This is a genomic window from Nonlabens sp., from assembly GCF_039941875.1.
Taxonomy (GTDB): Bacteria; Bacteroidota; Bacteroidia; order Flavobacteriales; family Flavobacteriaceae; genus Nonlabens.
Genome location: NZ_JBDVDQ010000022.1, coordinates 62,712 through 87,466 on the forward strand (window position 1 = coordinate 62,712; position 24,755 = coordinate 87,466).

Consider the following 24,755-nt stretch of genomic DNA (forward strand, 5'->3'; position numbering starts at 1 on the left):
AGTTTTAATAAATAGACGTTTATTCCTTTGATATCAGAACACAAGTTTGCAAGTCTGGATTTTGTAATACGAGCTGTTTAATCCAGATTTCCAGTTCTACTATTTCAAAAGGTAATAAACGGTCAACTGCTTTTTGTAATTCCTTGCAAAATAGGGTTGGGTTAAAACTTACTTTCTCGAGTATTGTTTTGGTATACTCAAACATAGCTCTAGCCATAATTTTCAAGATTTTTAGTTAAAGTAGTTTTGTTGAATAGGGGTCTTTTTTATTGTAGTTAAAGATACGTTCTAATACTACTATGCTATGAATAGTAAATGTTAAATTTGTTTAAAATTTTAAACTAAAGGTTAACATAAGTATCAACGCTTTAACTGCTCTAGTTAGAATTATTAGATTATAAATGTTAAAATAATGGTGTTAATTCACTCTTAATGCCTCGTGATTATGGCAACACTTATAATACATAAAACTGCAAAAAAGAAAGTAGAAAGTGCTACTTTCTTTAATTCTGGATCGAGTAGTGCTGGAGACTCTGTTCTTTTTACTTTAAATAAATGTATGAATAAAGGAATGAAAGCTAGAAGTGGTAGGAAAGCTAAAAGAGATAGTCCTAATTCTGGTGTAAAACCTTCATCGTATATAGAGTTTGGTACATTCAGAGTTTTTACCTCTATTTTCTCTGCAAATGCATTTACATTTTTATTGTGATTCTCAGCATATGCTTGACCTATTGATTCATGATAGGTATTTGTGGTTGAAATTAACGCACATAAGAAAGCAACAACAACAAACCCATAATGAACCAACTTAGCCTTAGCAAGTCCCATCTTTACCACAATCGTATTCTTTCCAGCTTTCTTATCGCTCTCAATATCTCTCATGTTGTTGAGATTAAGAACAGCAACACTTAATAAACCGACTGTTATAGAAGGGAAAATCATCATCCATTCTAGTCCTTTAGTAATTAGAAAATAAATACCCATAACACTTACAGGGCCGAAAAATATAAAAACGAAAACATCACCCAGGCCACGATATCCATAAGCATTATCGCCTACGGTATATTTAATCGCTGCCCAAATAGCGGCAATACCTAAAACTAAAAAGAATAGAGAGATTAATAATTTTTCAACTCCTAAACTTACATATATAAGGAGTATGGCACTTATTAAAGTAAGAACAGCTGTTATTACCATTCCTCGTTTCATTTCCTTAGGAGAAATGATACCGCTTTGCAACGCGCGCATAGGTCCTATACGGTCTTCATTATCGGTCCCTTTTACGCCATCGCCATAATCGTTAGCAAAGTTAGAAAGTATTTGGAAGCCTAAGGTTGTGATTAGAGCAAGAATTGGTATGAAATATGGAAATTCGATTGGTCTTGGCATCATTCCAGCAATGTCACATATTCCGTTAAAAGGAGAAACGGTTAAATTGTAAACATGAAATAGTAAATATGCATAAGCACTTCCTACAAGAATACCACTAATGCTCAATGGTAAGGTCCTCAATCTCGCAGCACTTATCCAGGCTTTTAATTTTGTGCTAGCCATTATTTAGACATAATATTTACCATTACTTCTTTTAATAAATCGTGATGATTTGCTTGATGTGTTCCTACACCTTTAGATTTTACATCCATATCCCTGATGAGTTTTATGGCGCGACTGCAGTATTTCATAGGGTAATTCTTTGCTGCAGTGATGATTTCTTGAACAAAAAATGGATTCACACCAGCAGCCTTTGCCACCGCTTGTGAATTATTCTTGTCCTTTATAGTGTGCACTTTTAAGAGTTGAGTAAAAAAACTATACAACTGTGCTGTAGTCAACACCAGCGGATTATCCTTAGGATTATCTGCAAAATAGTTGATTATTTTATGAACCTTAACCACATCGCGCATTCCCATGGCTTTGCGCAACTCAAAATTGTTGTAATCTTTAGAAATACCTATGTTGTCCTCGATGACTTGTGGTGTAATAGGTTTTTCTTTAGAATGTACTATAGCGAGTTTTGAAAGCTCGTTATTTATTTTTCCAAGATCAGTTCCTAGAAATTCGACTAACATTCTAGTCGCATTAGGATCAATTTGATATCCCATTTCTTTTAAACGACCAGTTACAAAAGCAGGTACTTTATTTTCATAAAGTGGCTTGCTTTCCATGTAAACCGCGTGTTTTTTAAGCAACTTAGTAATTTTGCTACGTCCGTCCGGTGTTTTGTATTTGTAAGCAAAAACGAGAATAGTAGTCGTTTGCGGTTGCTCAATGTAACTTTCTAGTTGTGCGAGTTGCTTAGTTAAATGCTGAGCTTCTTTAACTATAATGACTTGATGCTCTGACATCATAGGGAAACGCTTTGCGTTTTCTAGGATCTCGGCCATGGTAGTATCTTTACCATAAATCACCGTCTGGTTAAAGCCTTTTTCACCTTCGTCTAAGACGTTGTCCTCTATATAATCACTAACTTGATCTATAAAATAAGGCTCTGCACCGCATAAAAAATATACAGGAGCATATCGCTTTTGTTTTAAATCGGCAAGAATGTTTGTAGCGTCACTCATCGAGAGCTGTTGTGGTTTTTGTAATATTGCGCTATGAAGCCATTGCGACTACCAGCTGGAAATTTCAGAGTCAAAAGTACTGAAAAAGGACGTGCTATCTTTGACCAGATCAGGAAAAAATTTATCATTCTAACACCAGAAGAATGGGTGCGACAGCATGTCGTTTTGTTTCTGCTTACGCAAAAGCGAATACCGCATAATCTCATTAACGTAGAAAAGCAATTGATAATCGCAGGAACGACAAAGAGATATGACATTATCAGTTACAACACAGATGGTTCTATACATTTAATAGTAGAGTGTAAAGCTCCAGAAATTAAGATAGATCAATCGGTATTTGATCAAATTGCTCGATATAACCTAGCTTTAAATGCTAAATACTTAATGGTCACTAATGGTATGGAACATTATTTTTGTACCATGGATTATGAGAATCAGACCTATAATTTTATACCAGACTTACCAGAATACGTTTTATGAAGATAGCTATAGTCATATTGAATTGGAATGGAGTGGACTTGCTCAAGACCTATTTACCTAGCGTTGTAGAACACAGTAAAGATCACGTTATCTATCTGGCAGATAACGCCTCTACAGATAATTCTATTTCATGGACTACAACTACCTATCCAGAAGTTAAAATAATTGCGATGGATAAAAATCGCGGTTATGCCGGTGGGTATAACGTCGCTTTGAAAAGCGTTCAGGAAGAAGTAGTCTGTTTATTAAACAGTGATGTAGCGGTAACAGCAGGCTGGTGTGATGTAATTGCAAATAGGTTTCTTAAAGACAAAAATTTATCGGCATGCCAGCCTAAGATATTAGATGATAAACGTAAAGGCCATTTTGAATACGCTGGTGCGGCAGGTGGATTCTTAGATCGTTATGCCTATCCTTATTGTAGAGGTCGCATTTTTGATACCATAGAAAAAGATCTAGGACAGTATAATGATTCAATAAATCTACACTGGGCGAGTGGAGCATGTTTGTTTTTAAGAGTCAGTTCATTTAATAAAGTAGGTGGTCTGGACGAAGATTATTTTGCACATCAAGAAGAGATAGATTTGTGCTGGCGATTGCGACACGCAGGTTATACAGTTAGTTATCAGCCAGACTCGGTGATTTATCACTTAGGTGGTGGTACACTGGCAACACTTAATCCACGCAAGACCTTTTATAATTTTAGAAACAGTTTATATAATATAATAAAAAATGATCGTTCTAGTTCTTGGTTTTGGAACCTGTTTATTAGAATGGTGCTCGATGGGATAGCTGCTTTTAAATTTCTAGCAGAATTTAAATTTGCTCACTTTATGGCGGTTCTCAAAGCTCATTTTTACTTCTACTTAAAGTTAATACCACTGTTTAAAAAGAGGAAAACGGTGAAACAGTTAGTGAAAAATAATAGTGCTCAAAACGCACAATTAAGTATTGTTTATCAGTATTTTATAATGGGTAGGAAGCAGTATAGTAATAACCTTAAATAACTTAAATCCTTGTTAATGATCATGTACAGCAATTCAATATCATTAATTTTGCTCTGTTATTTAACATTAATAACATAAATAAAACAACACATAAAACCCCATATTAAAATGAAAAAAATATTTTTAATGTTGCTTGCAGGTGGACTTTTAGTGTCATGTGCTTCTAAAAAAGATCTTGAGGCAGCACTTGCAAAACAGCAAGAAACAAAGGAACTTTTAGATACCGCTACAGTAAAGTTAAACGCATGTCTTTCTGATGAAAAAGCATCACAAGCTAGACTAGAGGCTCTTAAAGACCAGATAGCTACTTTAAAGAACTCTAATAGCGCTCTTTTAAATAATCAAGGTGAGTTAGTTACTTTATCTACACAAGGTAGTCGTAATTTAGAAAGATCTCTAGAAAGTATAAAAGAAAAGGATCTACAGATAAAATCTTTAAACGACGCTATTACAAAGAAAGATAGTGTTACTCTAGCTCTAGTAACTAGTTTAAAAAGCTCTCTAGGTAACTTACAAGATGAGGATATAAACGTAAATGTAGAAAAGGGTGTGGTTTACATCTCTATTTCTGACAAATTATTATTCTCTAGCGGTAGTGATAAAATCAATAACAAAGCAAAAGTCGTTTTAGGTAAAGTGGCAAAAGTGGTTAATGATAAGCCAGAAATAGACATCATGGTAGAAGGACACACAGATAACCAGTCTATATCTTCTGCAAAGTTTGCTGATAACTGGGCATTAAGTACAGCTAGAGCAACTGCCGTAACTAGAGTATTGCAAAAAGAGTTTAGCGTTGCACCAGAGCGTATGACTGCAGCAGGTAGATCTTACTATATGCCAGTGGCTAGTAATGACACTGCAGAGGGACGTTCTAAGAACAGACGCACTAGAATTGTTGTACTTCCTAAACTAGACCAATTCTTTGATATGGTAGAAAAAGGAATGGAAGAAGCAAAAGAAAATGCAAAGAAAGAAACTGAAATGAACAAGAACTAAATAGATCTTGTTTTATAAGCTTATAAAAAGCACCTACGCAAGTAGGTGCTTTTTTTGTTTAATAACTTCCTGTCTAAATAACTGTATTTACGGTAATGATTAGAAAAATTATCTATGTCCATTTATTTCTGATTTCCTTGAGTAGATGGTATTCATAGTTTATTATGTCAACATACAGTGATGATATAGAGGTTTTCGACGTTGTTTGAGATAACTATATCATTAATAAATCGAATGCATTAGTTTACACGCTGTCTATGATACTAAATTATGTCAAGTGTAAAAGCTTATTACTATAGAACGACTATAGGTCTATGATCTCTAGAAGCTATTCCTGAGTATCCATTGACGCAAACGTACGTGTATACTACACCTAAAGAAACGGAATACGCTGCTGATGTTTTGGTTTTAAAATAAAGTCAGAATAATTATCTCGCTTTCGCGAAAGCGGAACGATAACAAATATTTTATACTAAAGAAAATATAGCTGCACCATAGAGAGCAAAACGTATAAAACGCAGTAAGCCTACAAGCGCCCAATTTTTAACCGGATAACGCAGCATACCAGCGACTAGGCTGGCCATAGAAAAAGGAAGCGGTAATAATGCACCTACAGCTATAAGAACGCCACCCCATTTTCTTGCCATAACAAGTTGTTTGGCCATTTTTACTTCTAGGTAATTATGTAGACTAGGTATTTTTAAAGCTCTTCTTCCTATCCAGTACGAGGTAAAACCACCTAGATAAGAAAACAATGCAATAAGAAATAGATTAAGTACTGGGGTAGCTGTCTCGCCAGCCCAGGCTATAAATAATTCTGGTGGGATTAACCCTAGAATAGTTTCAGATACATAGAAAAAACCTAAAACACCATAATCAGGTAATTTTTCTACGGCTAGTTCTAATAAGCCCATAAGACCACCATCTACCGTAAAATGAACAACAGCTAGAATAGCAACCACCACTAAAACTGGTGGCATAGATTTCTTGATACTATCGACCACAAATTTATAAAAGCCGGTAAGCTTATAATATTTGTGAGCGCGATCTGGTTGAAACCATGGTTTTTTCTTAGTCGTTGAATGTTCCACTGCTATCATTGTTTTGGTATTACAAAATTACTACTAAAACCTATTTTAACGCGTTAAAATCTTATCAATTAAAATTATCTACTATTCTTAACAGTAAACAAAGGATAATAACCTTAAAAAAGCAGTATTTTTGCAAATCTCAAAAATGAAATCCAGAGTAATGACGATGAAAAAAGAAAGTAAGATTAAATCTTTATACGATTATCAAGAACGCGATCTGGAAGCGATTTTTGATCGTATAAACAATCAAAAAGACGACTATAATCTTCTCTATCAGTTGCCTACAGGTGGAGGGAAGACAGTGATCTTTTCTGAAATTGTACGTAGATACATCAGAGAAAAAGGTAAGAAAGTGGTTATTCTTACACACCGTATTGAGTTGTGTAAGCAGACGTCAAAAATGCTTAATGGTTTTGATGTTAAGAACAAAGTGATTAATTCTAAGGTCAAAGAATTAGATGACCAGAAGGATTATGAGTGTTTTGTAGCCATGGTAGAGACCTTGAATAACCGTATTCAGGATGATAAACTAGAACTAGATGATATAGGTCTGGTTATTATTGATGAGGCGCATTATAATAGTTTTAGAAAATTATTTAAGTACTTTGATCACTGTTTCATGCTAGGGGTTACAGCGACTCCTTTAAGTTCTAACTTTAAGTTGCCTATGAAGGATAACTATAGAGAGCTTATAGTAGGTAATAGTATAACGTCTCTAGTAGAAAAAGGATTTCTTGCACAAGCAGTAACACATACTTATGATGTAGGTCTAAGTGGTCTTACCATAGGTATGAATGGAGATTATACGGTAAAATCGAGTGAGAAACTTTATACTGCGACTACCATGCAGGATAAATTGATCCAGTCGTATAATGAAGTAGCAAAAGGTAAAAAGACTCTTATTTTCAATAACGGTATTAGAACCAGTATTGAGGTAGAGGACACCTTTAGACGTGCAGGAATAGAGATAAGACACTTAGATAATACGAATACTAAGGAAGAGCGTAAAGAGATTCTAAGATGGTTTAAAGAAAAGCCAGACGCGGTTTTAACTTCAGTAAGTATTTTAACTACTGGATTTGATGAGCCTAGTGTAGAGTGTATCGTTTTAAATAGAGCGACTAAGTCACTGACCCTTTATTATCAAATGATAGGTCGTGGTTCTCGTATTCTTAAGGATAAAAAAGAATTTCAAATCATTGACTTAGGTAACAATGTTGCTCGTTTTGGTTTATGGAATGAGCCTGTAGACTGGCAGCAAGTATTTAGATCTCCAGATTTCTATGTGGAGAACATCGTGTCTGACGAAGAGATAGAGCGCAACTTTGTTTATACGTTACCAGATTCTACAAAAGCAGAATTTCCTAATACGACAGAGTTTACTTTTGATATCAAAGGAGCCTACAAACGTATTACCAAAGAAAATCGTAAATCTAAAGACGTACTAGACGAGTCTATCGCACAACATGTACAATGGTGTGTAGAGAATAGTGAGGATGTTTTTGATGCTCGTATTTTAGCAAAATTACTGAAAGAAGATATTAAAGACCGTATTAGACGTTATGCGTATTGTATTATCAATAATACTAACAACTATAAGGATTGGTTAGAAGAAGACTATTACCGTCGTTTAAGGATGTCTATACAGCAAGAATTTGCAGGTATAGAGGCCGCGGCAGAATCTGATTCAGAATAGTAGTATTTATACCGCTTTCGCGAAAGCGGAACACATATCAAAAAAAGGTGCGATGTAAATCGTGCCTTTTTAAGTATTAAGATATTTGAACCAAGATAAAACTAGGGTAATAAAACAAAGTACTAAGATTATTTTAATTCTTTTTATAGATTTCTGCTTCTGTTTATGAGGGTTTTCTTTCTGCTGTTGAAAATTGTTGTTTTTTGAAAAATCCACTTTTCCTGATTTTTCTAAGATCTTAGGATTCCACAGTGTAATTAAACTTAAAGAGAATGTTAGTGATAGGAGTCTTAATGTAAATTCGGTATTAGCAATTAAAAAGTTGTTGTCTATTAGGTTTATAACTAATACAGTACAATGCGTCAGTGTTAATAGTAACAATACATGGCTTATAAATTGAATCAACTTAGTTATGTAGTACTTTATATAAAATAACATGATCTAAAATGAAAAAGCGCTAACTTAAAAGTTAACGCTTTGTATTGTTTCAAATATAATACTTCTTATTTATCTGTCAGTGCTGGTCTTTTATCTGCATTTGCTAAGTCCCACGCAGTTACAAATATCAATTGAGCTCTTCTTTGATATAATTTGTATTCAATTTTATCAGGAGTATCAGTCGCTTTGTGATAATCTTCATGAGTACCATTAAAATAGAAAATTACAGGAACATCATTCTTTGCAAAATTGTAATGATCACTGCGGTAGTAAAAACGATTAGGGTCATTCTTACCGTTGTAAGAGTAATCAAGTCTCATATTAACAGATTTCTTATTTGCAGCCTCAGATATATCGTGTAAGTCTTGAGAGAGCATGTCGCTACCTATTAGGTAAACATAATCAGGATCCTCCTTTTGCGCAGGGTCTATTCTACCTATCATATCTATATTAAGGTCTGCTATGGTATTAGCCATAGGGTAAATAGGATTATCAGCATAATACTTACTTCCTTTAAGACCTATTTCTTCTCCAGTTACATGAAGAAAAAGAATCGATCTTTTAGGACCATAACCGTCATCTGCAGCTTGTTTAAATGCTTCAGCTATTTCTAGTAGAGCGATGGTTCCACTACCGTCATCATCTGCACCGTTAAAAACTTTTCCATCGTGTACACCTATGTGATCTAGGTGAGCAGAGATGACAAGAATTTCATTAGGAAATTCAGCTCCTTCTATGAAAGCAAGTACATTTTCTGAAGAAAGCTCTGGTTTTCCAAATGCTTTTCCAGGTACGATTTGAAAATAATCTCCATTTTCTCCACCGCCTGCAACGCCCATTTTTTTATACTGCTTTCTTAAGTAGTTTACAGCTCTTTTTTGACCTGGACTACCAGTAGCGCGGCCTTCCATTTCATCACTTGCATAAAAATAGAGTTGTTCTTTTAATTCTTCTTCGGTAATTGTTTTTGCATAAGACGTGATGTCTACTTGCGAGTAATCTAGCACTGAATTTGAATTTCCAGAAATACCATCGGCACCGTCTTTTCCAGTTTGTCCATTAATTCCAGGCTCTCCATCTTTTCCTGGTTCGCCATCTTTTCCTTTCATGTTAATGCAGCTTGTTAATAGAGTAGCTGCAAGAGCATAAGATAATAGGTGTTTGTAATTCACAAGTTTGATTTTGATTATTTTTTATTCTTGTCTTTAGAAGTCTTCAATATCTTGTATTCTTCATAACACTCGCTGATAGCATCTAGTATTTGAAGATCATTTGCAGTTTCAATAAACTGCTTGGAATACTGGCAATTTCTAAGAATTCCATCTATATCAACCTTATCCAGTTGTAATAGATTCATAAGAGTCTCTCTATCATATTTACTTTGTAGTAAATTTCTGATCTCGTCTTGTTGCTTTACCTGTCTTAACTTGCGCATGGATTTCCCTTTTTTACCAAAGGTGTTGTAAAGGAAGTCTGCAGGATTAAATACACTTTCTAGCACATTTGTAATAGCGCCAGGCTCGCTGTCACCAGCTTCATAACCTTTAGGTAAACCGCTTATTTTATATCTTCTAGTAGCATAGATAGGAGCACGCTTTGCATCTATTTCTAAGAAACCGGTAAGAGAAGTCTCGGTTACGGTAACTTCGTCTAATGCGATACCTTTTTCTGTCATGGAGATAGTAACGTCTCCAAATTTTAACCAGTCCTCTGTAACGCGTACATTGATAGTTTCAAAACCTAGATAAGAGAAGTACAATGTATCGTTCACCTTAGCAGCGACTTTAAACAGTCCTTCGTTAGTGGTAATAGTACCTTTTATCTGATTTAAGTTAACGATGTTAACGTTCTCAAGAACTGTGTTGTCTTTTGCGTTAAGAACCTTTCCTTTTACCATTCCAGATAGGGTAGAAGTAGTTTTACTTTCTGATTTCTCTTCTTGAGCAGTACTAAGTGAAATACTTAAGGTAAAACAGAAGAGTAGGATGTAGTGTTGTAATTTCATATTATCTGAGCTAAATTAAGCTAAAGTGCTTATTTAAAGTGAATTTATAATTTAATTAACTTCTTTCAGGTAGTCTATGAGCTTTCTAAGAGCCTTTGCTCTGTGACTTATAGCACCTTTTTCTGTAAGAGTCATCTCTGCAAAGGATTTTTCATAACCATCTGGCTGGAAAATTGGGTCGTAGCCAAAGCCTTTTGAACCACTTCTCTCTAATAAAATAGAACCTTCACAAACTCCTTCAAAGAGAGTTTGATTATTATTCAAATCTAAGGCAATAGCAGTAACAAAGCGCGCAGACCTATTGTTATTGTTTGTTAACTTTTTAAGCAGTAGATCCATGTTGTCTTCGCTGCTTTTTTGCTCACCTGCATATCTAGCACTATACACACCAGGTTCTCCATCTAGTGCTTCAACGAGTAGTCCAGTATCGTCTGCAAAGATGGGTTGTTGAAATCTGTTTTTTAAATACTCTACCTTTTGAATGGCGTTACCAGCAATAGTTCCAGATGTTTCTGGTATATCTTCATCAAAACCTAAGTCTTCTAAGCTTATAAGTTTAATGTAAGAAGGCATTAATGCTTGTACTTCTTTTAATTTATTCTGATTATGTGTAGCAAATATAATTTCCATGATTATAGGCTTTTAGCGATTTCTAAAATAAGTGGCACATGCACCACGTGTTTAATTTCTGGTTGGTGTAACTCACATTCTGTACCAAAAAGGAGTTCTATCTTTTTACTTTCCCTTTCTATAACCTCTTCATTAGAATACTCATCCAGAGTGCCGGCTATGTGTATGAATCTAGAGCACGTGTTTCTAAAGTGTTTACCATCACTAGCGTCTAGTTCTGCTGGTATGCTACCACTATGCATGATTAGGGCTTTTATTTTATGATGATAAGATTTTAAAAACCGAGTAGCGATAGAGACTCCTTGAGAGTACCCCATTAATAAAACACGTGGATCATCTATGAGATTTTCGGTTTTAAGTACTTCATGAATATAGTTGAGGTTGTTACTCATTTCTTGAGTCGTATCTACCTTTGTTAGCCAGCATGCACCTACGTGTTTAAATCCTTTACCTATATAAGATTTAGACGGAGCTTGTAGTATAATAACATAGTTCTCTTGAGAGTCTAAACCTTCAAAATAACGTTTAAAATAAGTAGCTAGATAACCCAATCCATGAAAGCAAATCCAGATATTCTGGGTCTTATCCGTTAATTCAAAAAGTGTCTCGTAAGAATTAGTATGTGTATAGGAAACTGTTTTTACCATTTTTTCTATCGGTATGACTTATTTTTGGTAAAGATATGGACAAAGAAGAGATACTACAGCGTTGTAATGCCATTTGCCGCAATACGCTCATGGAGACATTAGACATCGATTTTATAGATGTAGGAGAAGATTTTTTAACAGCTAGAATGCCGGTGACGCCCAAAGTGCATCAGCCAGATGGAGTGTTGCATGGAGGTGCGAGTGTTGCTCTGGCCGAGAGTGTAGGAAGTGCTGCTAGTTACATGTTTTTAGATACCGATAATTTTGCTATAAGAGGTTTAGAAATAAGTGCAAATCATACACGATCTAAGAAGGATGGACACGTGTTTGCAACGGCCCGTTTTTTACATAAAGGAAGAACAACACAGCTTTGGGAAATCAAAATTACAGACGAAGAAGAGAGGCTTATTTCTATATGTAAATTAACCACCATAGCTCTCAAAAAATAACACTTTTACTCACTATTATTCCTATACCGCTTGCGCGAAAATTTACTCTCATACACGGCTTTACTTCTTAAAAAAGAACTACCTTTCTTGTTAATTAGACAGGTGAATAGCGATACTGTGCGCATACTCTCACAACGAGATCAAAAATGGCATAAAAGCGCACCTGACAACATGGCTTATGGTGTTTTTTCAAAATTTCAAAAATCAGAAGACCAGGTTTTTATAGTGGGTCAAGAGGATAAAAGCTTTACTTATAAAAAGACTAGTACAACATCTAAAGAACTTTTAAATGCAGTACGTTTAGTAGATATCCTGGAGCAAAAAAGATACACAAGCTTAGTGGCAAAGGCAGTTCTTAGATTACAAGAATCTAGTTTGAAGAAAGTCGTTCTTTCGCGTAAGCAATCTTTTCAAAATTCAAAATCAGATATTGACATTTTAACTGATTTACTAGATGCATATCCTGCTGCAAATTGTTACTTTTTTTATCATCCTCAAGTAGGAAAATGGGTAGGCGCAACGCCAGAAGTTTTAGTCCAAATAGATGGTGTAAAACTAAAAACAATGTCCCTAGCTGGTACGGCTCTTTACCAAGAAAATGAAGAACATGTTTGGGGTAAAAAAGAACTAGAAGAACAACGGTTAGTAACCGATTTTATAATCCGTAATTTACAAGATTGTGGTGCCGATAACATTCAAGAAACAGAGGTTAAAACGGTGCGCGCTGGTAAACTTATCCATTTAAGAACAGATATTACTGCCACGGTAAATCTTGAGGATAAGAATATATTTATCGATGCATTGCATCCTACACCAGCAGTGTGCGGTATGCCTAGAAATACAGCTCTAGAGTTTATTAATAAGAATGAAAATTATGATCGTTCTTTCTACACAGGCTATTTAGGAATGATAGATAAAGAGCGAGCGAGCTATTTCGTAAATTTAAGATGTATGGAGCTGGAGGATGGTAAAGTAGAAATCTATGTAGGTGGTGGTGTGACTGCGCTAAGTGATCCCAAGGCAGAATTTGAAGAAACACTTAACAAACTTTCTACTATGAAAAAATTAGTGTAAACAGAGAGTTTTAAAGAATACTTCTAAATGCTGTACGTAACAGTGTCGTTTTAAACCCAACTACCTGTCCTTGCTCATCTCGACTTTCATTTAACGATTTAAAGTAATTTATAGTTGCTCTGAAAGAAGACTTTATAAAAACTGCAGACTGGTATAATCCTACAAACGTATAAAAAACAAGAAATTTAATTATAATCATAGTTAGGGCTGGTTTAATAGAACTTAAACTTAGTTAATTTTAATGAAATAAACTAGAGCAAATTTCTAAATCTTGCATTTGAACTTTTAATACTCAGTATAATATAGATAAAAAGACAATTGCATAGCTGAGTAGTAATGAGCATAGTGATTGATCGATAGTAGACACAAGATTTATTGTCATTTTTATTAAAAACGACTTCTTTAAATCCATAGATTAAGGTGATTTCTTACACTAAAATGAGACATTAGGAGTTTGTGAGATGAGTTTACAGTGAAATAGTCAAGATTTTAATAATAGGATTCTAATTTTATGAGAAGAAGCTGTTAAGTATGTTGTGTGCGGCGACTGTCATCTTTACCTTTGTTATATATGTATCCAGAAATTCTACATGCCCAGCAGGTTGTTCTCCTTTTTAAAGAAAGAGGTATTAAAAACATTGTCATTTCTCCAGGTTCTAGAAATGCACCCTTAACAATAGGTTTTTCAGAAAACGATTATTTTAATTGTTACAGTATTGTAGACGAGCGCTGTGCAGCTCACGTGGCATTAGGTATGGCACAACAATTACAAGAACCTGTTGCTGTATTATGTACCAGTGGTAGTGCACTTTTAAATTACTACCCTGCGGTTACCGAAGCTTTTTATTCTGAAATACCTTTAATAGTACTCAGTGCAGACCGTCCACCACATAAAATTGATATAGGTGACGGGCAAACGATAAGACAGCAAGGTGTGTATGCTAATCACATCTTATATGATACACAATTAGAGATGCTATCATCTATTGATAATCAGGAAAGTATTGCGACTAATGAGAGATTAATCAATAAAGCGATTAACACTGCTATCTCTCAACATGGGCCTGTACATATTAATATACCATTTGAAGAACCTTTATATAATAAAGTAGAAAAACCATCTTTAGAGGTTAAGGTTATTGATTTATTGAAGAATGAATCTAGCGAGATACCAGATAGCTTTATAGAGCAATGGAAGAATGCTAAAAGGAAACTAGTCATTCTCGCGACCTTGAATCCGCCGGTGTTTGATAAGGCAGACTTAGATCTACTTACCAGCGACCCTAGTGTTCTTGTAATGAGTGAGGTGAGTAGTAACGTAGTTCATGATAAGGTAATATGGGGAATAGACACCTTAATTGCTCCTATAGAAAAGGAAGATGACCAGATAAAAGACCTGCAACCAGACCTAGTTATCACAATAGGTGGTATGATTGTCTCTAAAAAGATAAAACAATACCTAAGACGTTTTGAGACTAAGGTACATTATCATGTGGGTAAAAGACGTGCCTATGACACGTTCTTTAAACTAGCAGGACATATTAAGGTAAAACCACAGAAATGGGTACAACAGCTACCTAAAGACTATATAGATAGTAATTATCAGGATAGATGGTTGTCTCATTTTAAAAATTACTTAGTCAAAAGGCAGGACTACTTTGCGCAAATGCCGTGGTCAGACTTTAAGGCTTTTGAACATATTTTTCCTAGCTTACCAGATAACATAGTATTGCAGTTAGGTAACAGTAGTACCATTAGGTATGCACAGTTGTTCCAAATGAATGATTCGCACACTGTTTTTTCTAATCGAGGTACTAGTGGAATAGATGGTAGTACGAGTACGGCGATAGGAGCGGCTATGGCTAGCGATAGACCAGTAGTTTTTATAACAGGAGATCTTAGTTTTTTCTATGATTCTAATGCGTTATGGAATAATTACATTCCTGATAACTTTAAGATTATAGTCATAAATAATTCTGGTGGTGGGATATTCAGGATTTTACCAGGTCATAAAGAGACTGACGAGTTTCAGACTTATTTTGAAACTCAGCATGATTTAACGGCAGTACATCTTTGTAAAATGCATGGCGTGAATTATCAAAGTGTTAGTGAGGAGTCCGCTTTCGCGAAAGCGTGCAACCTATTGTTTTCTAGTAATAAAGGACCACAGTTGTTAGAAGTGTTTACACCTAGACAGATAAATGATACCGTTCTTCTAGATTACTTTAAATTTTTAAAATAGAATTTAACTTGTTATCTTTAAGGCATACTTTTAACTTAATAATTAATACTTCAAGATAAACATTATGAGTAAATTTGATGAAAGAGTAGAGAAATATATAGCAGCATACAAAGAAAAAGTAGGCGGTAAGCTAGATGAAGAACTTCTTAGAAAAGTAACTAAAGGATTAGGTCCATCTATTTATAATAGAGATGCTGAAACTGTAAGTGCTGAAAAAACAGAAATGGAACGTGTCGTAAAAAACTACCTTGAAAAAAAACTAGGGCTTTCTGGAGATGACCTTATGGCATCTGTAGAAGCTGTAATTGAGAAGTATGGTAAAAGTGAGCGTGCTAAGTATCGCGCAATTATTTATTACATGCTTTGTGTACACCACGGTAAAGAATCTATCTATAACTAGAACTAGATATAATGATATAGTAAAAATCCCATCTCTTGAAAAGAGATGGGATTTTTTTTGTTAGTTAATTTATACAACGCATTTCATAGATAGATCCATTAATTAATTTATATAAGCCATTTCCAAAATCATCAATTTTGATTATGTACGTATCAAATTGAATTAAAGGCAATTCTGTTTCATCATGTATAATTAATTGCGAAGGTGTAAGTAATTCACAGTATTTAATAACATCCATGAATATCAAATTACACTTAATACTGGAGAATCTAATGACATTACGACTACTGTTAAACTGCCTTAATTTACTGAAATTTAATGCGGTATTGTCATGTTCTAAAAACGCATTTTTAAAATCTATTTTATTAAATCCAAATTTTGATAATTTTTCATAATCAATAGGTTTTAGCTTTTTATCTTCATGCATTTCTATAAGAAAATCATTGAATCTAAATTCTTTTACTTCTGGATTAATGATATAGGTAGGATCATCAACCGATAGAATATTACTATCGGTTATAAGTTTTATGCATAATTGATATTTATATTCATCATCAAATTCAACCTTTTCCTCACAAGAAATAAAAGCAAAAAAAATAAAAAGGAAAAGAAGGTGTTTCATTACTTCTCCACAGCCTTAACTTCTTCTTCTGTTACCATATCTCCAGTGTTCCAGGTCTGTATGGCATAGTTCATAACGTCTGCTATTTCTTTGTTATCCAGTCCTAGTGGTAGCATGACACTATTGTAAGCAGCACCATTAACGATAATTTCTCCTTTAAGACCATATTTAACCGCATGTATACTAGCTATACGTTTATTAGTTAACCAGTCAGATGGATTAAGAGGTGGGAATGCGCCAGGGACACCTTTTCCAGTAGGCATGTGACAGGTAACGCACAACTCGCCGAAGATATCTTCTCCACGTTTCACACTTTTTTCTAGCGGTGTAGTAGGTGCAGTCTCTACATTATTACTGCCTAGTGTAGATTTTCTTTTATCGTTACCACAGCTAGTTATAACGATGGCTAGTAGTAATAGATATACGTATTTCATAATGGTTTTCTTGATGTTTAAAAATACAATTCCATTTGTTAATGGAAGGATTTAAAAGGCACAATTTTTATCAACTAAAAACGAATTACTCATGTAATTCTACCTTTAGAAGGACTGCATAGAATTGTAAACTACTTAGTGATTTTAAAGATACCTTTTCCTTCTACACTTATATATATAAAACCATCAGGTCCCATTTTTACATTGCGCAAACGTCCTATACCATCTACTAGTTTTTCTCTTTTAGTGACTCCATTTTCATTTACATAAAGCATTTCTAAGTATTGAAACTTTAAAGAGCCTACCAAGTAATTTCCATTCCAGTCGTCATAAGCAGGATTATCAATAATCGCAAAACCGCTAGGCGCGATACTAGGCACCCAATAATAGAAAGGCTGTTCCATTCCTGGCTTTGCAGTACTTTCGGCAAATTTTCCACCGCCATAATTCTCGCCATAACTTATTACTGGCCAGCCGTAATTACGCCCAGATTTGATAAAGTTAATCTCGTCACCACCTTGTGGACCATGTTCATGACTCACTATTTCACCTGTTTTAGGATGTACGGTAATCCCTTGCGGATTCCTATTTCCATAAGTAAAAGCAGCTGTTTTTGCACCAGCGATATCTATAAAAGGGTTATCAACAGGCACGCTACCATCGTCATGCAGTCTGTATATTTTACCACCATCACGACTCAAATCCTGCGGATTTACATCACGCTCGCCTCGCTCGCCTATAGAGAAGAATAAATAACCATCACTATCCCAAGCAAATCGAGAGCCAAAATGCTGTCCTTTTCTAGTATTAGGAGTTGCTTTGTAAAGTACTTTTAAATCTCTTAATTGATCATTTTTAAGTAAAGCCGTTGCAATAGTTGTGTTCCCGCCAGATCCTTCACCATCAGAACTTGCATAAGAGATGTAGATGCGTGAGTTATTATCAAATTCTGGATGTGTTATTACATCGAGTAAACCACCTTGACCACGTAAATAGACTTCAGGTAAACCAGCGATCTCTATAGATTTTGTCCCATCATATCGATAGAGTTTTCCTTCTTTTTCTGTGTAGATAAGATCACCATTAGGTAACCAGGTCATTCCCCAGGCATTATTTAATCCCTCAATTACAGGTGTAACCGTATAGTTTTTTTGATCTTCAATTAATGGTATATTTTCAACAGATGGTATTTGCTGATTGCTATTTCTAGTTATAGTGGCACTATTATTAGACTGTATAGCCATCACAGATTCATTTGATTTAGAATCATTTTTACAGCTTATAACGAGAGTAGAAAGTAGTAAAAGAGTTAAGAGTTGTTTCATAATCAGTAATTTGACTTAAAAATAATTATTACTAACTGCCAAAACGTTAATAAAAGTAAAAATCCCTTAGCGCTAACTAAGGGATTCAATTGTTTTTGGTGGTTTTGTGAAGTCTATCAGGTAAAGTAAAAAGATGTAAGAAGGCTAATTCAAAGTTATCTAAATGTCTTTGCGGCTTCATGCTGCCTAGCATAAAAAGAAGGTATTTGTCGCTTCCATGTTTTCATTAAAAGGGTTGTTCTCATCTATAGATCTATTTCTAGATAGGATAGGAAAGTCAGAGTTAAGGTTCAATATTTTTTGTGAAATTTTCATAATAAAAGTTTTAAGAGTTGAGTTTTTAATTATCTATAACGACGTCTAGAATTCCATGAATCAGAAAAAGTAGTTGCATTGCTTGTTCTGTTAGTAGTCTGTTGGTTTCCGTTTAAAAATCCTGTTGAAGTTTTCATAATATTGTTATTTTGTGGTTATATCTAATAGACGACCACGCTTTTCAATTGTTACAGTAAAATAAACAAATAATATCTAATTATTATTTAAGACAATGTTATTCAGTTAGTTGTGTTACTAATATTTTTAGCAATTAAATAAAAAAGCGATTCTTTTTAGTAAAGAATCGCTTTGATTGTGTTTGTTTCGCTTTCGCGAAAGCGGAATATGTACCGTTTATTCGGTTGTTTCAAAAATGATAGGTAAAGCATAAATAACACCTACCTCTTTACCATCTTGTTTACCAGGAATCATTTTTGGTAATAGGTTAATCACACGAGCAGCCTCATTTTGTAGCTCAGTACTTTTAGCTTTAGACTGTACACCTGTGACTTTTCCATTTTTATCGATTTTGAATTGAACTGCAATTTTATGGCGTCCTGGTAAATCTTTTGCAATATCTGTATTGAAGTTCTTGTTAACTATAAAGGATATCTTTTGTTGAGTACATTTTTTAATTTCTACTTGTGTACCAGTACAATCTTCAAAATGTGGCACTTCATCTAATTTAGAAAAAGGAATATTAAAATCAACTGCTTCAACACCATCATTGTAAGCATCAGTATATGAATGAGTAGTATTAGGGTAGTTGATTGATACATATTTCACAAAATTTGCATATTCCTTTTTTGTCATATTTAAATGATGTTCCAAAGGGAAACCATCAAATCTCACATCTTTATCAAAAGGACTTTCATAAGCGCTTATTATACCGGTATTTTCTATATCATCAAGGATAATAGTTGTTCCGTTTTTTCTTAGTATAGGAAAAAAATTCACTATTTTTTTTATTTTAATAGTGTCTTCTTCTTTTATTTCAAAAGAATTTTTGCCCACTATTTCTTCTATGAATTTTTTATCTTCTTTACTTATATTAAGATAATAATCTTTTAGACCAGCTTTAAATTCAGATCGTTTTACTATCCCATAATTATTAGAGTCGTCTAGAACTATAGTTTCTTCCATAAATTCTGATTCTTGATTACAAGCTGTAAAAATCAAACTACCCAAAACGATAGGAATAATAAAGGCGAGTTTAAATAAAGCTTTTGTTGTACTTTTCTTTTTCTGTAACATAAGGATTCGGTTTTTTAAAAGTGATTTATTGAAATAAGAGCTAGTAAGTGAAAACTGTTCTGCGCCAAAAACAGTTTTCAATAAAGACTCCTGATAACTTATTGATTCTTGATTTTTAGTTAATACATGATCTACGATATATTCATGGACTTGTTTTAATTCTCTTTGTGCGATATAACAAATAGGGTGGAACCAGAAAACGATTTTATACACCTCATAAGCCATCAAGTCCCAAGAATGGAATTGTTTTACATGGATAATTTCATGAGCCACTATATTATCTAACTTTTTAGAATCTAGATTTTCATCTATCACTATATTTTTAAAAAATGAAAAAGCAGTAAGTTTATCAGACGTTTTAGTAATCCATATTCCATCGTTAATATGAGTCCTTCCTTTTCTAATGATCTCTTTTATGCTAGACACATTATATAGAAAAAAGAGAAGACTGATAAACGCACCAATACTATATATGATTATAGCGATCATTTTGTAATCAATAGGCTTTGAGATTTCCGTAATAGCAGGTTGTTCACTCATCATAGATACACTACCTATATCTATTGATGCGAGTGGCGTCATTTCATCGATTACCACTGGAGTCATGTCTATAGAAAAAGGCGCACTCAAAAACGGAATCGCTAAACTAAGCAAAGGAATAACTAGTAAATAAGCTCTATTCCATTGAAAAAACGTTTCTTTTCTTAGAAAAAGATGGTAAACACCATAAAATAATACGGCAAGTATGGAGCTGTGTAAGATATGTTGTATCATGATTTTATTTTAAATTCCGCTTTCGCGAAAGCGGAATAAATTAAAAAGGAAGATGATTTTCATAATGGGAAGAAGTTTCAATAGAAGTTACTTTTCTTTCAATTAATTTAACCAAGCCTCTATATTCTGTTTCTGTTAAGTCAGATACACGATTTTTGTTTATTCCTTTCAAATAAATATCAACAAGATCATCAGTGGCATTAGAATCCCATGCTGGAGGACCACCAGAAAATGATGGTTCACCTTCTGGTGATTCATGAATTGTTAGAATATGAAAATTTGTGTTCACGTCATCTACAATTAATGTCTTAGAATTAGCATTAATTATAGAAGTGATTTCAAGATGTTTTTTTCCTTCTGGTGAGTACATCAATTTAAAAATATCTTCTTTAGAGGAAGTTTTTAAATAATTATTGTTTAAAAGATTATCATAATAGGAATGATAAAAAGCAATATCATCATCATTTAATCCTTTATAAAAATCTTTTTTTCCGTATTCAAAAGTAGAGAGTCTTGGCAAAAATTCTAGTCTTGAATCACTTAAAACCTTCTCAGATGTGCCTAAATTACTTAACTCTTCCACATCTTGAGTACAAGCTGTAAAAATCAAACTACCTAAAACGATAGAAAGTAAGTACGCTAGTTTAAATAAAGCTTTTACGGTACTTTTATTTTTCTGTAACATAAGGATTCGGTTTTTTAAAATTGATTTATTGAAATAAGAGCTAGCAAGTAAAAATTGTTCTGTGTCAAAAAAGGTGCTCAATAAAGACTCTTGATAGATTTCTGTTTCTTGATTTTTAGTTAGTACATGATCCACGATGTATTCATGGACTTGTTTTAATTCTTTTTGTGCGACATAACAAATAGGATGGAACCAAAAAATGATTTTATACACCTCATAAGCCATCAAGTCCCAAGAATGGAATTGTTTTACATGGATAATTTCATGAGTTAGTATGTCATCTACCTTTTTAGAGTCTAGATCTTCATCTATCACTATATTTTTAAAAAATGAAAAAGCAGTAAGTTTACCAGACGTTTTAGTAATCCATATTCCATCGTTAAAATGAGTTTTTCCTTTTCTAATGATCTCTTTTATACTAGACACATTATATAGAAAAAAGAGAAGGTTGATTAATGCACCTAGACTATATATAATCACGGCTATCATAGTATAATCAATAGGTTTTGAAGTTTTTACAGCGATCGGTTGTTCATTTATCATAGATACATTACCTATTTCTACCGATGCGAGCGGTGCAACCTCATCGATTATCACTGGAGTCATGACTATAGAAAAAGGCGCACTCAAAAACGGAATCGTTAAACTAAGCAAAGGAATAGCTAGTAAATAAGCTCTATTCCATTGAAAAAATGTTTCTTTTCTTAGAAAAAAATGGTAAACACCATAGAATAATACGGCAAGTATGGAGCTGTGTAAGATATGTTGTATCATGATTTTATTTTAAATTTCGCTTTCGCGAAAGCGAGATTATACTCTTAATTATGGAGCAAATCAATTTTCTGTAGTTAATGGATAGTTAGTTTTTAGGATCTACAGATATTTTCATATTTGATGTATCGATACTATCGTTTAGCCATTTTATAAATTCTAGATACTCCTTACTAGTTATATCTTTTGCCTTTAAACTTTTTAAAATAGCATTATCCATTTTTCTATTAGATGCGATACTATCTAATTCTAATTGAAAAGCAATTCCTTCTGGGGAATTTATATATGCTTCATGATCGTAAGGTTCTCCTTTATATATTTGAGCATATTCTGAACCTTCTTCAAATGAATATCCACTGATAGTTAATTTTTCCAAAGCTTCCATATCTTTAAAACTTATAGAATCAGTTTTTTTAAGTGTTTCTTGAAGGTTACTTATTTGTTCTTCAAGACTCAATTCTTTCTCTTTTGCAGTAGTGCATGAGGTATAAACAACAGTAGAAAGTAGTACGATTAATAGAGCTACATATCGTATTTTGGCAATTTTAGGTGTAGATTCTTTGTGTAACATAGATATTCTAATTTTAATAGTTTTAAAGCTGAAAAACATATTGACTAACTGTATTTCATTTGTGTCAAAAGTTTCTTTTAATAATAAATGTGCATAGTTTTTTATTCCATACGACTGGGCAACCACACGGTCTGCTAGAAGTTCGTGGACTAATTTTAGTCTCTTTAAGAAAAAGTAATTAAAAGGGTTAAACCATATTATTATGTTCAATAATTGAAAGAATATCAAATCCAGATGATGCTTTTCAATAATATGAATATGCTCATGATTGAGTATAGCTGGTAGATGTTCTTTTTTAATCTGATCACCTATTAAAATAGAACCTATAAATGACAGTGCTATTTTACTATCATTGATTTGATAGTAACTAACACCGTTAAGTTCTTTTAAAGTTCCTTTATTTTTAACCTTTTTTAAATTGTAAAATGATTTTATAAAATAAGTCAGTGATATTCCTACTCCTAAGAGGTAAACCCACCACCAAGAAAAAGTAATTGAAGTTTCTTCTTTAGTTTTTAATTCAGTAGGAATTTCAATAGCTTGGTAATTTACAGGACTTATGGCAAGCTCTTCTTGTACCATAGGTTTTTGAAATAGAATTTCTTCTGCAACTGGTTCTTGATTCAAAGAATCAATATTTATAAAAGGGATGAACCATAATGTAACTGGAACGATCAATAAATAGGAACGATTGCCATTTAAAAAAGTGGTGTTTTTAAGAAGCAATTCATATATCGCAAAGGCACAGACGTGTAAAATGAAAACGGTTAATAAGTAGTCCATCATGATTCCTTCTTATTAATATCATTTAATATCTCTTCTAGGTCTTGTACACTTAGATCTTCTTGTTCCATAAAAAAGGACACCATATTTTTAAAAGAACCTTTAAAGTAATTACTAGCTAGCTTACCGGCAGTGGCAGCAGTGTAGGCCTCTTTATTTACTTTAGGAAAATAGATGTGCCCACGACCTTCTTTGCGATAGTCCACAAAACCTTTGTTCTCTAAAATTCTGATAATCGTAGAAACGGTATTGTAAGCAGGTTTGGGCGATTCTATTTTTTCTATAATGCTCGCTACGTTTGCTTCTTTAAGCATCCATAGGTGTTGCATTATTTCTTCTTCGGCAGTGGTAAGTGTTTTCATGTTTAACTAAGTTCTTAGTTCAAATATAAACTAACTATTTAGTTTAAACTAATCTTTTAGTTGAATAAGGTGGAAAAATATAATAAGAATTTGTAATTCAGGTGATTAATACAGTTTTTTGTACTTCGATAAAATGTAAGGAAAGGTGGTAATAGAAATTAAGCGCTTGTTTCTTCCCACAGTTTTTCTGAGGTTAGGCGGTAGGTTCCCACAAAATCCCAAGAACATTCTGATGGATCTATAACAGATAGGAATGGCTGTCCATCTTTGCGACCTCTATATAAATGATAGATTTCGCCTACTATAGGTTCAAAAGAGAATTTTGCTCCATAGACCAGTTGATTATCCTCAAATTTTTTAACCATAGCATCGTACTGCTCTTTAAGTTGGTCAAATTGGGATTTGATCTCATGGTTGACTTTATTAATGTTAGTCTGTTTCCATGAAGTAATATCTGGTGTGGTAATTTTAGGAGCGGCAACACCGCTAGAATAGGGAAGAAGTGCAGCGTTATAGGTGCCTGTCTCTTCATCATATACTATGTAATCTGGTTTTTTATCCTCGCTCATGTGACAAATTTACGACTTGAAATTCTGTTTTGTAGAACATTAACATGAATTTCTTAAACAAAAAATCGAGACAGATGCATCTGCCTCGATTATGTTAACTCATCAATCCCCTACAACTGATGAACTCCTGCGCTAAATTACTGACAGATAAGGTTCTTACACACGGTGATTAGATGATTGTACTTTCTCATTCTATGAATGGTAAGGATGACTTGATGAATCTCGCTTTCGCGAAAGCGTAACAAATAGCATTTTACCTATACATATATGATATGACAAACGAAATACACTTTATAGATTTTGAGCCGCAAGTTTTAGAAAAGAAATTTTGGACAGGAAGAGTTTACGAAAATCAAAGCCAAGTTATGGCGCGGTTAAATGAATGGACGAGAAAAAATTATAATAACGAGATTATAAATATAGAAACGGTTGTGGTGCCTAAACACCCACATGTTAACAATGATAAAAAACAAAATAGACTGAACATGCACGGTGGTCATGTATATATGATTCAAGTGTTACGTGTGTGGTATAAATAGGATAGACCTTATATTTGTATAAAAACTGAATC

Annotated in this window: 27 protein-coding genes; 9 read left to right on the forward strand and 18 right to left on the reverse strand. The window is 33.7% G+C overall.

Annotated elements, in window-relative coordinates:
* Window positions 1-19: 19 nt before the first annotated feature.
* The 3 genes from ABJF08_RS12940 to holA all read right to left on the reverse strand — a co-directional run bounded on the left by ABJF08_RS12940 (window position 20) and on the right by holA (window position 2,564).
* Window positions 20-217 carry a hypothetical protein gene (locus tag ABJF08_RS12940; protein WP_104516246.1) on the reverse strand — a complete coding sequence of 66 codons (198 nt, stop codon included), beginning with the start codon at window positions 215-217 and terminating at the stop codon, window positions 20-22.
* A gap of 212 nt (window positions 218-429) precedes the next feature.
* Entirely contained in the window at window positions 430-1,554 is a 1,125-nt protein-coding gene (menA, locus tag ABJF08_RS12945) for a 1,4-dihydroxy-2-naphthoate octaprenyltransferase (RefSeq protein WP_348116666.1), read from the reverse strand.
* Window positions 1,554-2,564: a DNA polymerase III subunit delta gene (gene holA / locus ABJF08_RS12950; protein WP_348116667.1), complete on the reverse strand. Its 1,011-nt coding sequence runs from the start codon at window positions 2,562-2,564 to the stop codon at window positions 1,554-1,556. Before holA ends, menA begins: the two co-directional genes overlap by 1 nt.
* A 33-nt stretch (window positions 2,565-2,597) precedes the next feature.
* On the opposite strand from holA, the gene ABJF08_RS12955 reads away from it, so the two are divergent.
* From ABJF08_RS12955 to ABJF08_RS12965, 3 genes are all read left to right on the forward strand, one after another.
* The gene (locus tag ABJF08_RS12955; protein WP_348116668.1) at window positions 2,598-3,044 is read left to right on the forward strand and encodes a type I restriction enzyme HsdR N-terminal domain-containing protein; all 447 of its coding nucleotides are present in this window, start codon (window positions 2,598-2,600) and stop codon (window positions 3,042-3,044) included.
* Window positions 3,041-4,051, forward strand: a complete 1,011-nt coding sequence (locus ABJF08_RS12960; protein WP_348116670.1) for a glycosyltransferase family 2 protein — start codon at window positions 3,041-3,043, stop codon at window positions 4,049-4,051. Before ABJF08_RS12955 ends, ABJF08_RS12960 begins: the two co-directional genes overlap by 4 nt.
* 108 nt (window positions 4,052-4,159) lie before the next feature.
* Window positions 4,160-5,047, forward strand: coding sequence for an OmpA family protein (locus ABJF08_RS12965; protein WP_348116671.1), 888 nt, complete (start codon window positions 4,160-4,162; stop codon window positions 5,045-5,047).
* Window positions 5,048-5,514: 467 nt separating this feature from the next.
* On the opposite strand, the gene ABJF08_RS12970 is transcribed toward ABJF08_RS12965, so the two are convergent.
* A complete protein-coding gene (locus ABJF08_RS12970) occupies window positions 5,515-6,147 on the reverse strand; it encodes a short-chain dehydrogenase (RefSeq protein ID WP_348116672.1) in 633 nt (210 codons plus the stop codon).
* A gap of 136 nt (window positions 6,148-6,283) precedes the next feature.
* Here ABJF08_RS12970 and ABJF08_RS12975 point away from each other — a divergent pair, with 136 nt between their 5' ends.
* Window positions 6,284-7,834, forward strand: coding sequence for a DEAD/DEAH box helicase (locus tag ABJF08_RS12975; protein ID WP_348116674.1), 1,551 nt, complete (start codon window positions 6,284-6,286; stop codon window positions 7,832-7,834).
* 503 nt (window positions 7,835-8,337) lie between these two features.
* Here the strand turns inward: ABJF08_RS12975 and ABJF08_RS12980 are convergent.
* From ABJF08_RS12980 to ABJF08_RS12995, 4 genes are read right to left on the reverse strand one after another with little or no spacing between them, the layout of a single operon-like run.
* Entirely contained in the window at window positions 8,338-9,444 is a 1,107-nt protein-coding gene (locus tag ABJF08_RS12980) for a M28 family peptidase (RefSeq protein ID WP_348116675.1), read from the reverse strand.
* Window positions 9,445-9,458: 14 nt separating this feature from the next.
* Entirely contained in the window at window positions 9,459-10,277 is an 819-nt protein-coding gene (locus ABJF08_RS12985; RefSeq protein WP_348116676.1) for a carboxypeptidase-like regulatory domain-containing protein, read from the reverse strand.
* Between the two features lie 51 nt (window positions 10,278-10,328).
* On the reverse strand, window positions 10,329-10,907 hold the full coding sequence (locus tag ABJF08_RS12990) for a non-canonical purine NTP diphosphatase (protein ID WP_104516257.1): 579 nt from the start codon (window positions 10,905-10,907) through the stop codon (window positions 10,329-10,331).
* A gap of 2 nt (window positions 10,908-10,909) precedes the next feature.
* Window positions 10,910-11,554 carry an esterase gene (locus ABJF08_RS12995; RefSeq protein WP_348116678.1) on the reverse strand — a complete coding sequence of 215 codons (645 nt, stop codon included), beginning with the start codon at window positions 11,552-11,554 and terminating at the stop codon, window positions 10,910-10,912.
* Between the two features lie 35 nt (window positions 11,555-11,589).
* On the opposite strand from ABJF08_RS12995, the gene ABJF08_RS13000 reads away from it, so the two are divergent.
* Both ABJF08_RS13000 and ABJF08_RS13005 read left to right on the forward strand, forming a co-directional pair.
* Window positions 11,590-12,003 carry a hotdog fold thioesterase gene (locus ABJF08_RS13000; RefSeq protein WP_348116679.1) on the forward strand — a complete coding sequence of 138 codons (414 nt, stop codon included), beginning with the start codon at window positions 11,590-11,592 and terminating at the stop codon, window positions 12,001-12,003.
* A gap of 30 nt (window positions 12,004-12,033) precedes the next feature.
* Window positions 12,034-13,077: an isochorismate synthase gene (locus ABJF08_RS13005; protein WP_348116680.1), complete on the forward strand. Its 1,044-nt coding sequence runs from the start codon at window positions 12,034-12,036 to the stop codon at window positions 13,075-13,077.
* A 10-nt stretch (window positions 13,078-13,087) separates the two neighbouring features.
* Here ABJF08_RS13005 and ABJF08_RS13010 read toward each other — a convergent pair whose 3' ends face one another.
* Window positions 13,088-13,276: a hypothetical protein gene (locus tag ABJF08_RS13010; protein WP_348116682.1), complete on the reverse strand. Its 189-nt coding sequence runs from the start codon at window positions 13,274-13,276 to the stop codon at window positions 13,088-13,090.
* A 372-nt stretch (window positions 13,277-13,648) separates the two neighbouring features.
* Here ABJF08_RS13010 and menD point away from each other — a divergent pair, with 372 nt between their 5' ends.
* A complete protein-coding gene (gene menD, locus ABJF08_RS13015) occupies window positions 13,649-15,319 on the forward strand; it encodes a 2-succinyl-5-enolpyruvyl-6-hydroxy-3-cyclohexene-1-carboxylic-acid synthase (protein WP_348116683.1) in 1,671 nt (556 codons plus the stop codon).
* A 64-nt stretch (window positions 15,320-15,383) separates the two neighbouring features.
* Window positions 15,384-15,719, forward strand: a complete 336-nt coding sequence (locus ABJF08_RS13020) for a DUF2853 family protein (protein ID WP_348116684.1) — start codon at window positions 15,384-15,386, stop codon at window positions 15,717-15,719.
* Between the two features lie 64 nt (window positions 15,720-15,783).
* On the opposite strand, the gene ABJF08_RS13025 is transcribed toward ABJF08_RS13020, so the two are convergent.
* The 9 genes from ABJF08_RS13025 to ABJF08_RS13065 all read right to left on the reverse strand — a co-directional run bounded on the left by ABJF08_RS13025 (window position 15,784) and on the right by ABJF08_RS13065 (window position 24,184).
* Complete coding sequence (locus ABJF08_RS13025; protein ID WP_348116685.1) at window positions 15,784-16,341, reverse strand: hypothetical protein; 558 nt, start codon at window positions 16,339-16,341, stop codon at window positions 15,784-15,786.
* On the reverse strand, window positions 16,341-16,775 hold the full coding sequence (locus ABJF08_RS13030; protein WP_348116686.1) for a cytochrome c: 435 nt from the start codon (window positions 16,773-16,775) through the stop codon (window positions 16,341-16,343). The genes ABJF08_RS13025 and ABJF08_RS13030 overlap by 1 nt, the downstream gene beginning before the upstream one ends.
* Before the next feature lie 131 nt (window positions 16,776-16,906).
* Window positions 16,907-18,100 carry a PQQ-dependent sugar dehydrogenase gene (locus ABJF08_RS13035; protein WP_348116687.1) on the reverse strand — a complete coding sequence of 398 codons (1,194 nt, stop codon included), beginning with the start codon at window positions 18,098-18,100 and terminating at the stop codon, window positions 16,907-16,909.
* Between the two features lie 186 nt (window positions 18,101-18,286).
* Window positions 18,287-18,415, reverse strand: coding sequence for a hypothetical protein (locus tag ABJF08_RS13040; protein WP_348116688.1), 129 nt, complete (start codon window positions 18,413-18,415; stop codon window positions 18,287-18,289).
* 354 nt (window positions 18,416-18,769) lie between these two features.
* Window positions 18,770-20,443 carry a M56 family metallopeptidase gene (locus ABJF08_RS13045; RefSeq protein ID WP_348116689.1) on the reverse strand — a complete coding sequence of 558 codons (1,674 nt, stop codon included), beginning with the start codon at window positions 20,441-20,443 and terminating at the stop codon, window positions 18,770-18,772.
* A gap of 40 nt (window positions 20,444-20,483) precedes the next feature.
* Window positions 20,484-21,902 carry a M56 family metallopeptidase gene (locus tag ABJF08_RS13050; protein WP_348116690.1) on the reverse strand — a complete coding sequence of 473 codons (1,419 nt, stop codon included), beginning with the start codon at window positions 21,900-21,902 and terminating at the stop codon, window positions 20,484-20,486.
* 85 nt (window positions 21,903-21,987) lie between these two features.
* Complete coding sequence (locus ABJF08_RS13055; protein ID WP_348116691.1) at window positions 21,988-23,256, reverse strand: M56 family metallopeptidase; 1,269 nt, start codon at window positions 23,254-23,256, stop codon at window positions 21,988-21,990.
* Complete coding sequence (locus ABJF08_RS13060) at window positions 23,253-23,615, reverse strand: BlaI/MecI/CopY family transcriptional regulator (RefSeq protein ID WP_348116692.1); 363 nt, start codon at window positions 23,613-23,615, stop codon at window positions 23,253-23,255. The genes ABJF08_RS13055 and ABJF08_RS13060 overlap by 4 nt, the downstream gene beginning before the upstream one ends.
* 158 nt (window positions 23,616-23,773) lie before the next feature.
* A complete protein-coding gene (locus ABJF08_RS13065) occupies window positions 23,774-24,184 on the reverse strand; it encodes a DUF2452 domain-containing protein (protein WP_348116693.1) in 411 nt (136 codons plus the stop codon).
* 272 nt (window positions 24,185-24,456) lie between these two features.
* On the opposite strand from ABJF08_RS13065, the gene ABJF08_RS13070 reads away from it, so the two are divergent.
* Window positions 24,457-24,723: a hypothetical protein gene (locus tag ABJF08_RS13070; protein WP_348116695.1), complete on the forward strand. Its 267-nt coding sequence runs from the start codon at window positions 24,457-24,459 to the stop codon at window positions 24,721-24,723.
* The last annotated feature ends 32 nt before the right edge of the window (window positions 24,724-24,755 follow it).

What these genes read in the sequence shown, in the direction of transcription:
- ABJF08_RS13045 (WP_348116689.1), bottom strand. Translation starts at nt 20,443, where the DNA reads ATGATACAACATATCTTACACAGCTCCATACTTGCCGTATTATTTTAT.
- ABJF08_RS12990 (WP_104516257.1), bottom strand. Translation starts at nt 10,907, where the DNA reads ATGGAAATTATATTTGCTACACATAATCAGAATAAATTAAAAGAAGTA.
- ABJF08_RS13060 (WP_348116692.1), bottom strand. Translation starts at nt 23,615, where the DNA reads ATGAAAACACTTACCACTGCCGAAGAAGAAATAATGCAACACCTATGG.
- holA (WP_348116667.1), bottom strand. Translation starts at nt 2,564, where the DNA reads ATGAGTGACGCTACAAACATTCTTGCCGATTTAAAACAAAAGCGATAT.
- menA (WP_348116666.1), bottom strand. Translation starts at nt 1,554, where the DNA reads ATGGCTAGCACAAAATTAAAAGCCTGGATAAGTGCTGCGAGATTGAGG.
- ABJF08_RS12985 (WP_348116676.1), bottom strand. Translation starts at nt 10,277, where the DNA reads ATGAAATTACAACACTACATCCTACTCTTCTGTTTTACCTTAAGTATT.
- ABJF08_RS13020 (WP_348116684.1), top strand. Translation starts at nt 15,384, where the DNA reads ATGAGTAAATTTGATGAAAGAGTAGAGAAATATATAGCAGCATACAAA.
- ABJF08_RS13025 (WP_348116685.1), bottom strand. Translation starts at nt 16,341, where the DNA reads ATGAAACACCTTCTTTTCCTTTTTATTTTTTTTGCTTTTATTTCTTGT.
- ABJF08_RS12965 (WP_348116671.1), top strand. Translation starts at nt 4,160, where the DNA reads ATGAAAAAAATATTTTTAATGTTGCTTGCAGGTGGACTTTTAGTGTCA.
- ABJF08_RS13010 (WP_348116682.1), bottom strand. Translation starts at nt 13,276, where the DNA reads ATGATTATAATTAAATTTCTTGTTTTTTATACGTTTGTAGGATTATAC.
- ABJF08_RS12960 (WP_348116670.1), top strand. Translation starts at nt 3,041, where the DNA reads ATGAAGATAGCTATAGTCATATTGAATTGGAATGGAGTGGACTTGCTC.
- ABJF08_RS13050 (WP_348116690.1), bottom strand. Translation starts at nt 21,902, where the DNA reads ATGATACAACATATCTTACACAGCTCCATACTTGCCGTATTATTCTAT.
- ABJF08_RS13030 (WP_348116686.1), bottom strand. Translation starts at nt 16,775, where the DNA reads ATGAAATACGTATATCTATTACTACTAGCCATCGTTATAACTAGCTGT.
- ABJF08_RS13055 (WP_348116691.1), bottom strand. Translation starts at nt 23,256, where the DNA reads ATGATGGACTACTTATTAACCGTTTTCATTTTACACGTCTGTGCCTTT.
- ABJF08_RS13000 (WP_348116679.1), top strand. Translation starts at nt 11,590, where the DNA reads ATGGACAAAGAAGAGATACTACAGCGTTGTAATGCCATTTGCCGCAAT.
- menD (WP_348116683.1), top strand. Translation starts at nt 13,649, where the DNA reads ATGTATCCAGAAATTCTACATGCCCAGCAGGTTGTTCTCCTTTTTAAA.
- ABJF08_RS12940 (WP_104516246.1), bottom strand. Translation starts at nt 217, where the DNA reads ATGGCTAGAGCTATGTTTGAGTATACCAAAACAATACTCGAGAAAGTA.
- ABJF08_RS12955 (WP_348116668.1), top strand. Translation starts at nt 2,598, where the DNA reads ATGAAGCCATTGCGACTACCAGCTGGAAATTTCAGAGTCAAAAGTACT.
- ABJF08_RS13070 (WP_348116695.1), top strand. Translation starts at nt 24,457, where the DNA reads ATGACAAACGAAATACACTTTATAGATTTTGAGCCGCAAGTTTTAGAA.
- ABJF08_RS13065 (WP_348116693.1), bottom strand. Translation starts at nt 24,184, where the DNA reads ATGAGCGAGGATAAAAAACCAGATTACATAGTATATGATGAAGAGACA.
- ABJF08_RS13035 (WP_348116687.1), bottom strand. Translation starts at nt 18,100, where the DNA reads ATGAAACAACTCTTAACTCTTTTACTACTTTCTACTCTCGTTATAAGC.
- ABJF08_RS13040 (WP_348116688.1), bottom strand. Translation starts at nt 18,415, where the DNA reads ATGAAAATTTCACAAAAAATATTGAACCTTAACTCTGACTTTCCTATC.
- ABJF08_RS12970 (WP_348116672.1), bottom strand. Translation starts at nt 6,147, where the DNA reads ATGATAGCAGTGGAACATTCAACGACTAAGAAAAAACCATGGTTTCAA.
- ABJF08_RS12995 (WP_348116678.1), bottom strand. Translation starts at nt 11,554, where the DNA reads ATGGTAAAAACAGTTTCCTATACACATACTAATTCTTACGAGACACTT.
- ABJF08_RS12975 (WP_348116674.1), top strand. Translation starts at nt 6,284, where the DNA reads ATGAAATCCAGAGTAATGACGATGAAAAAAGAAAGTAAGATTAAATCT.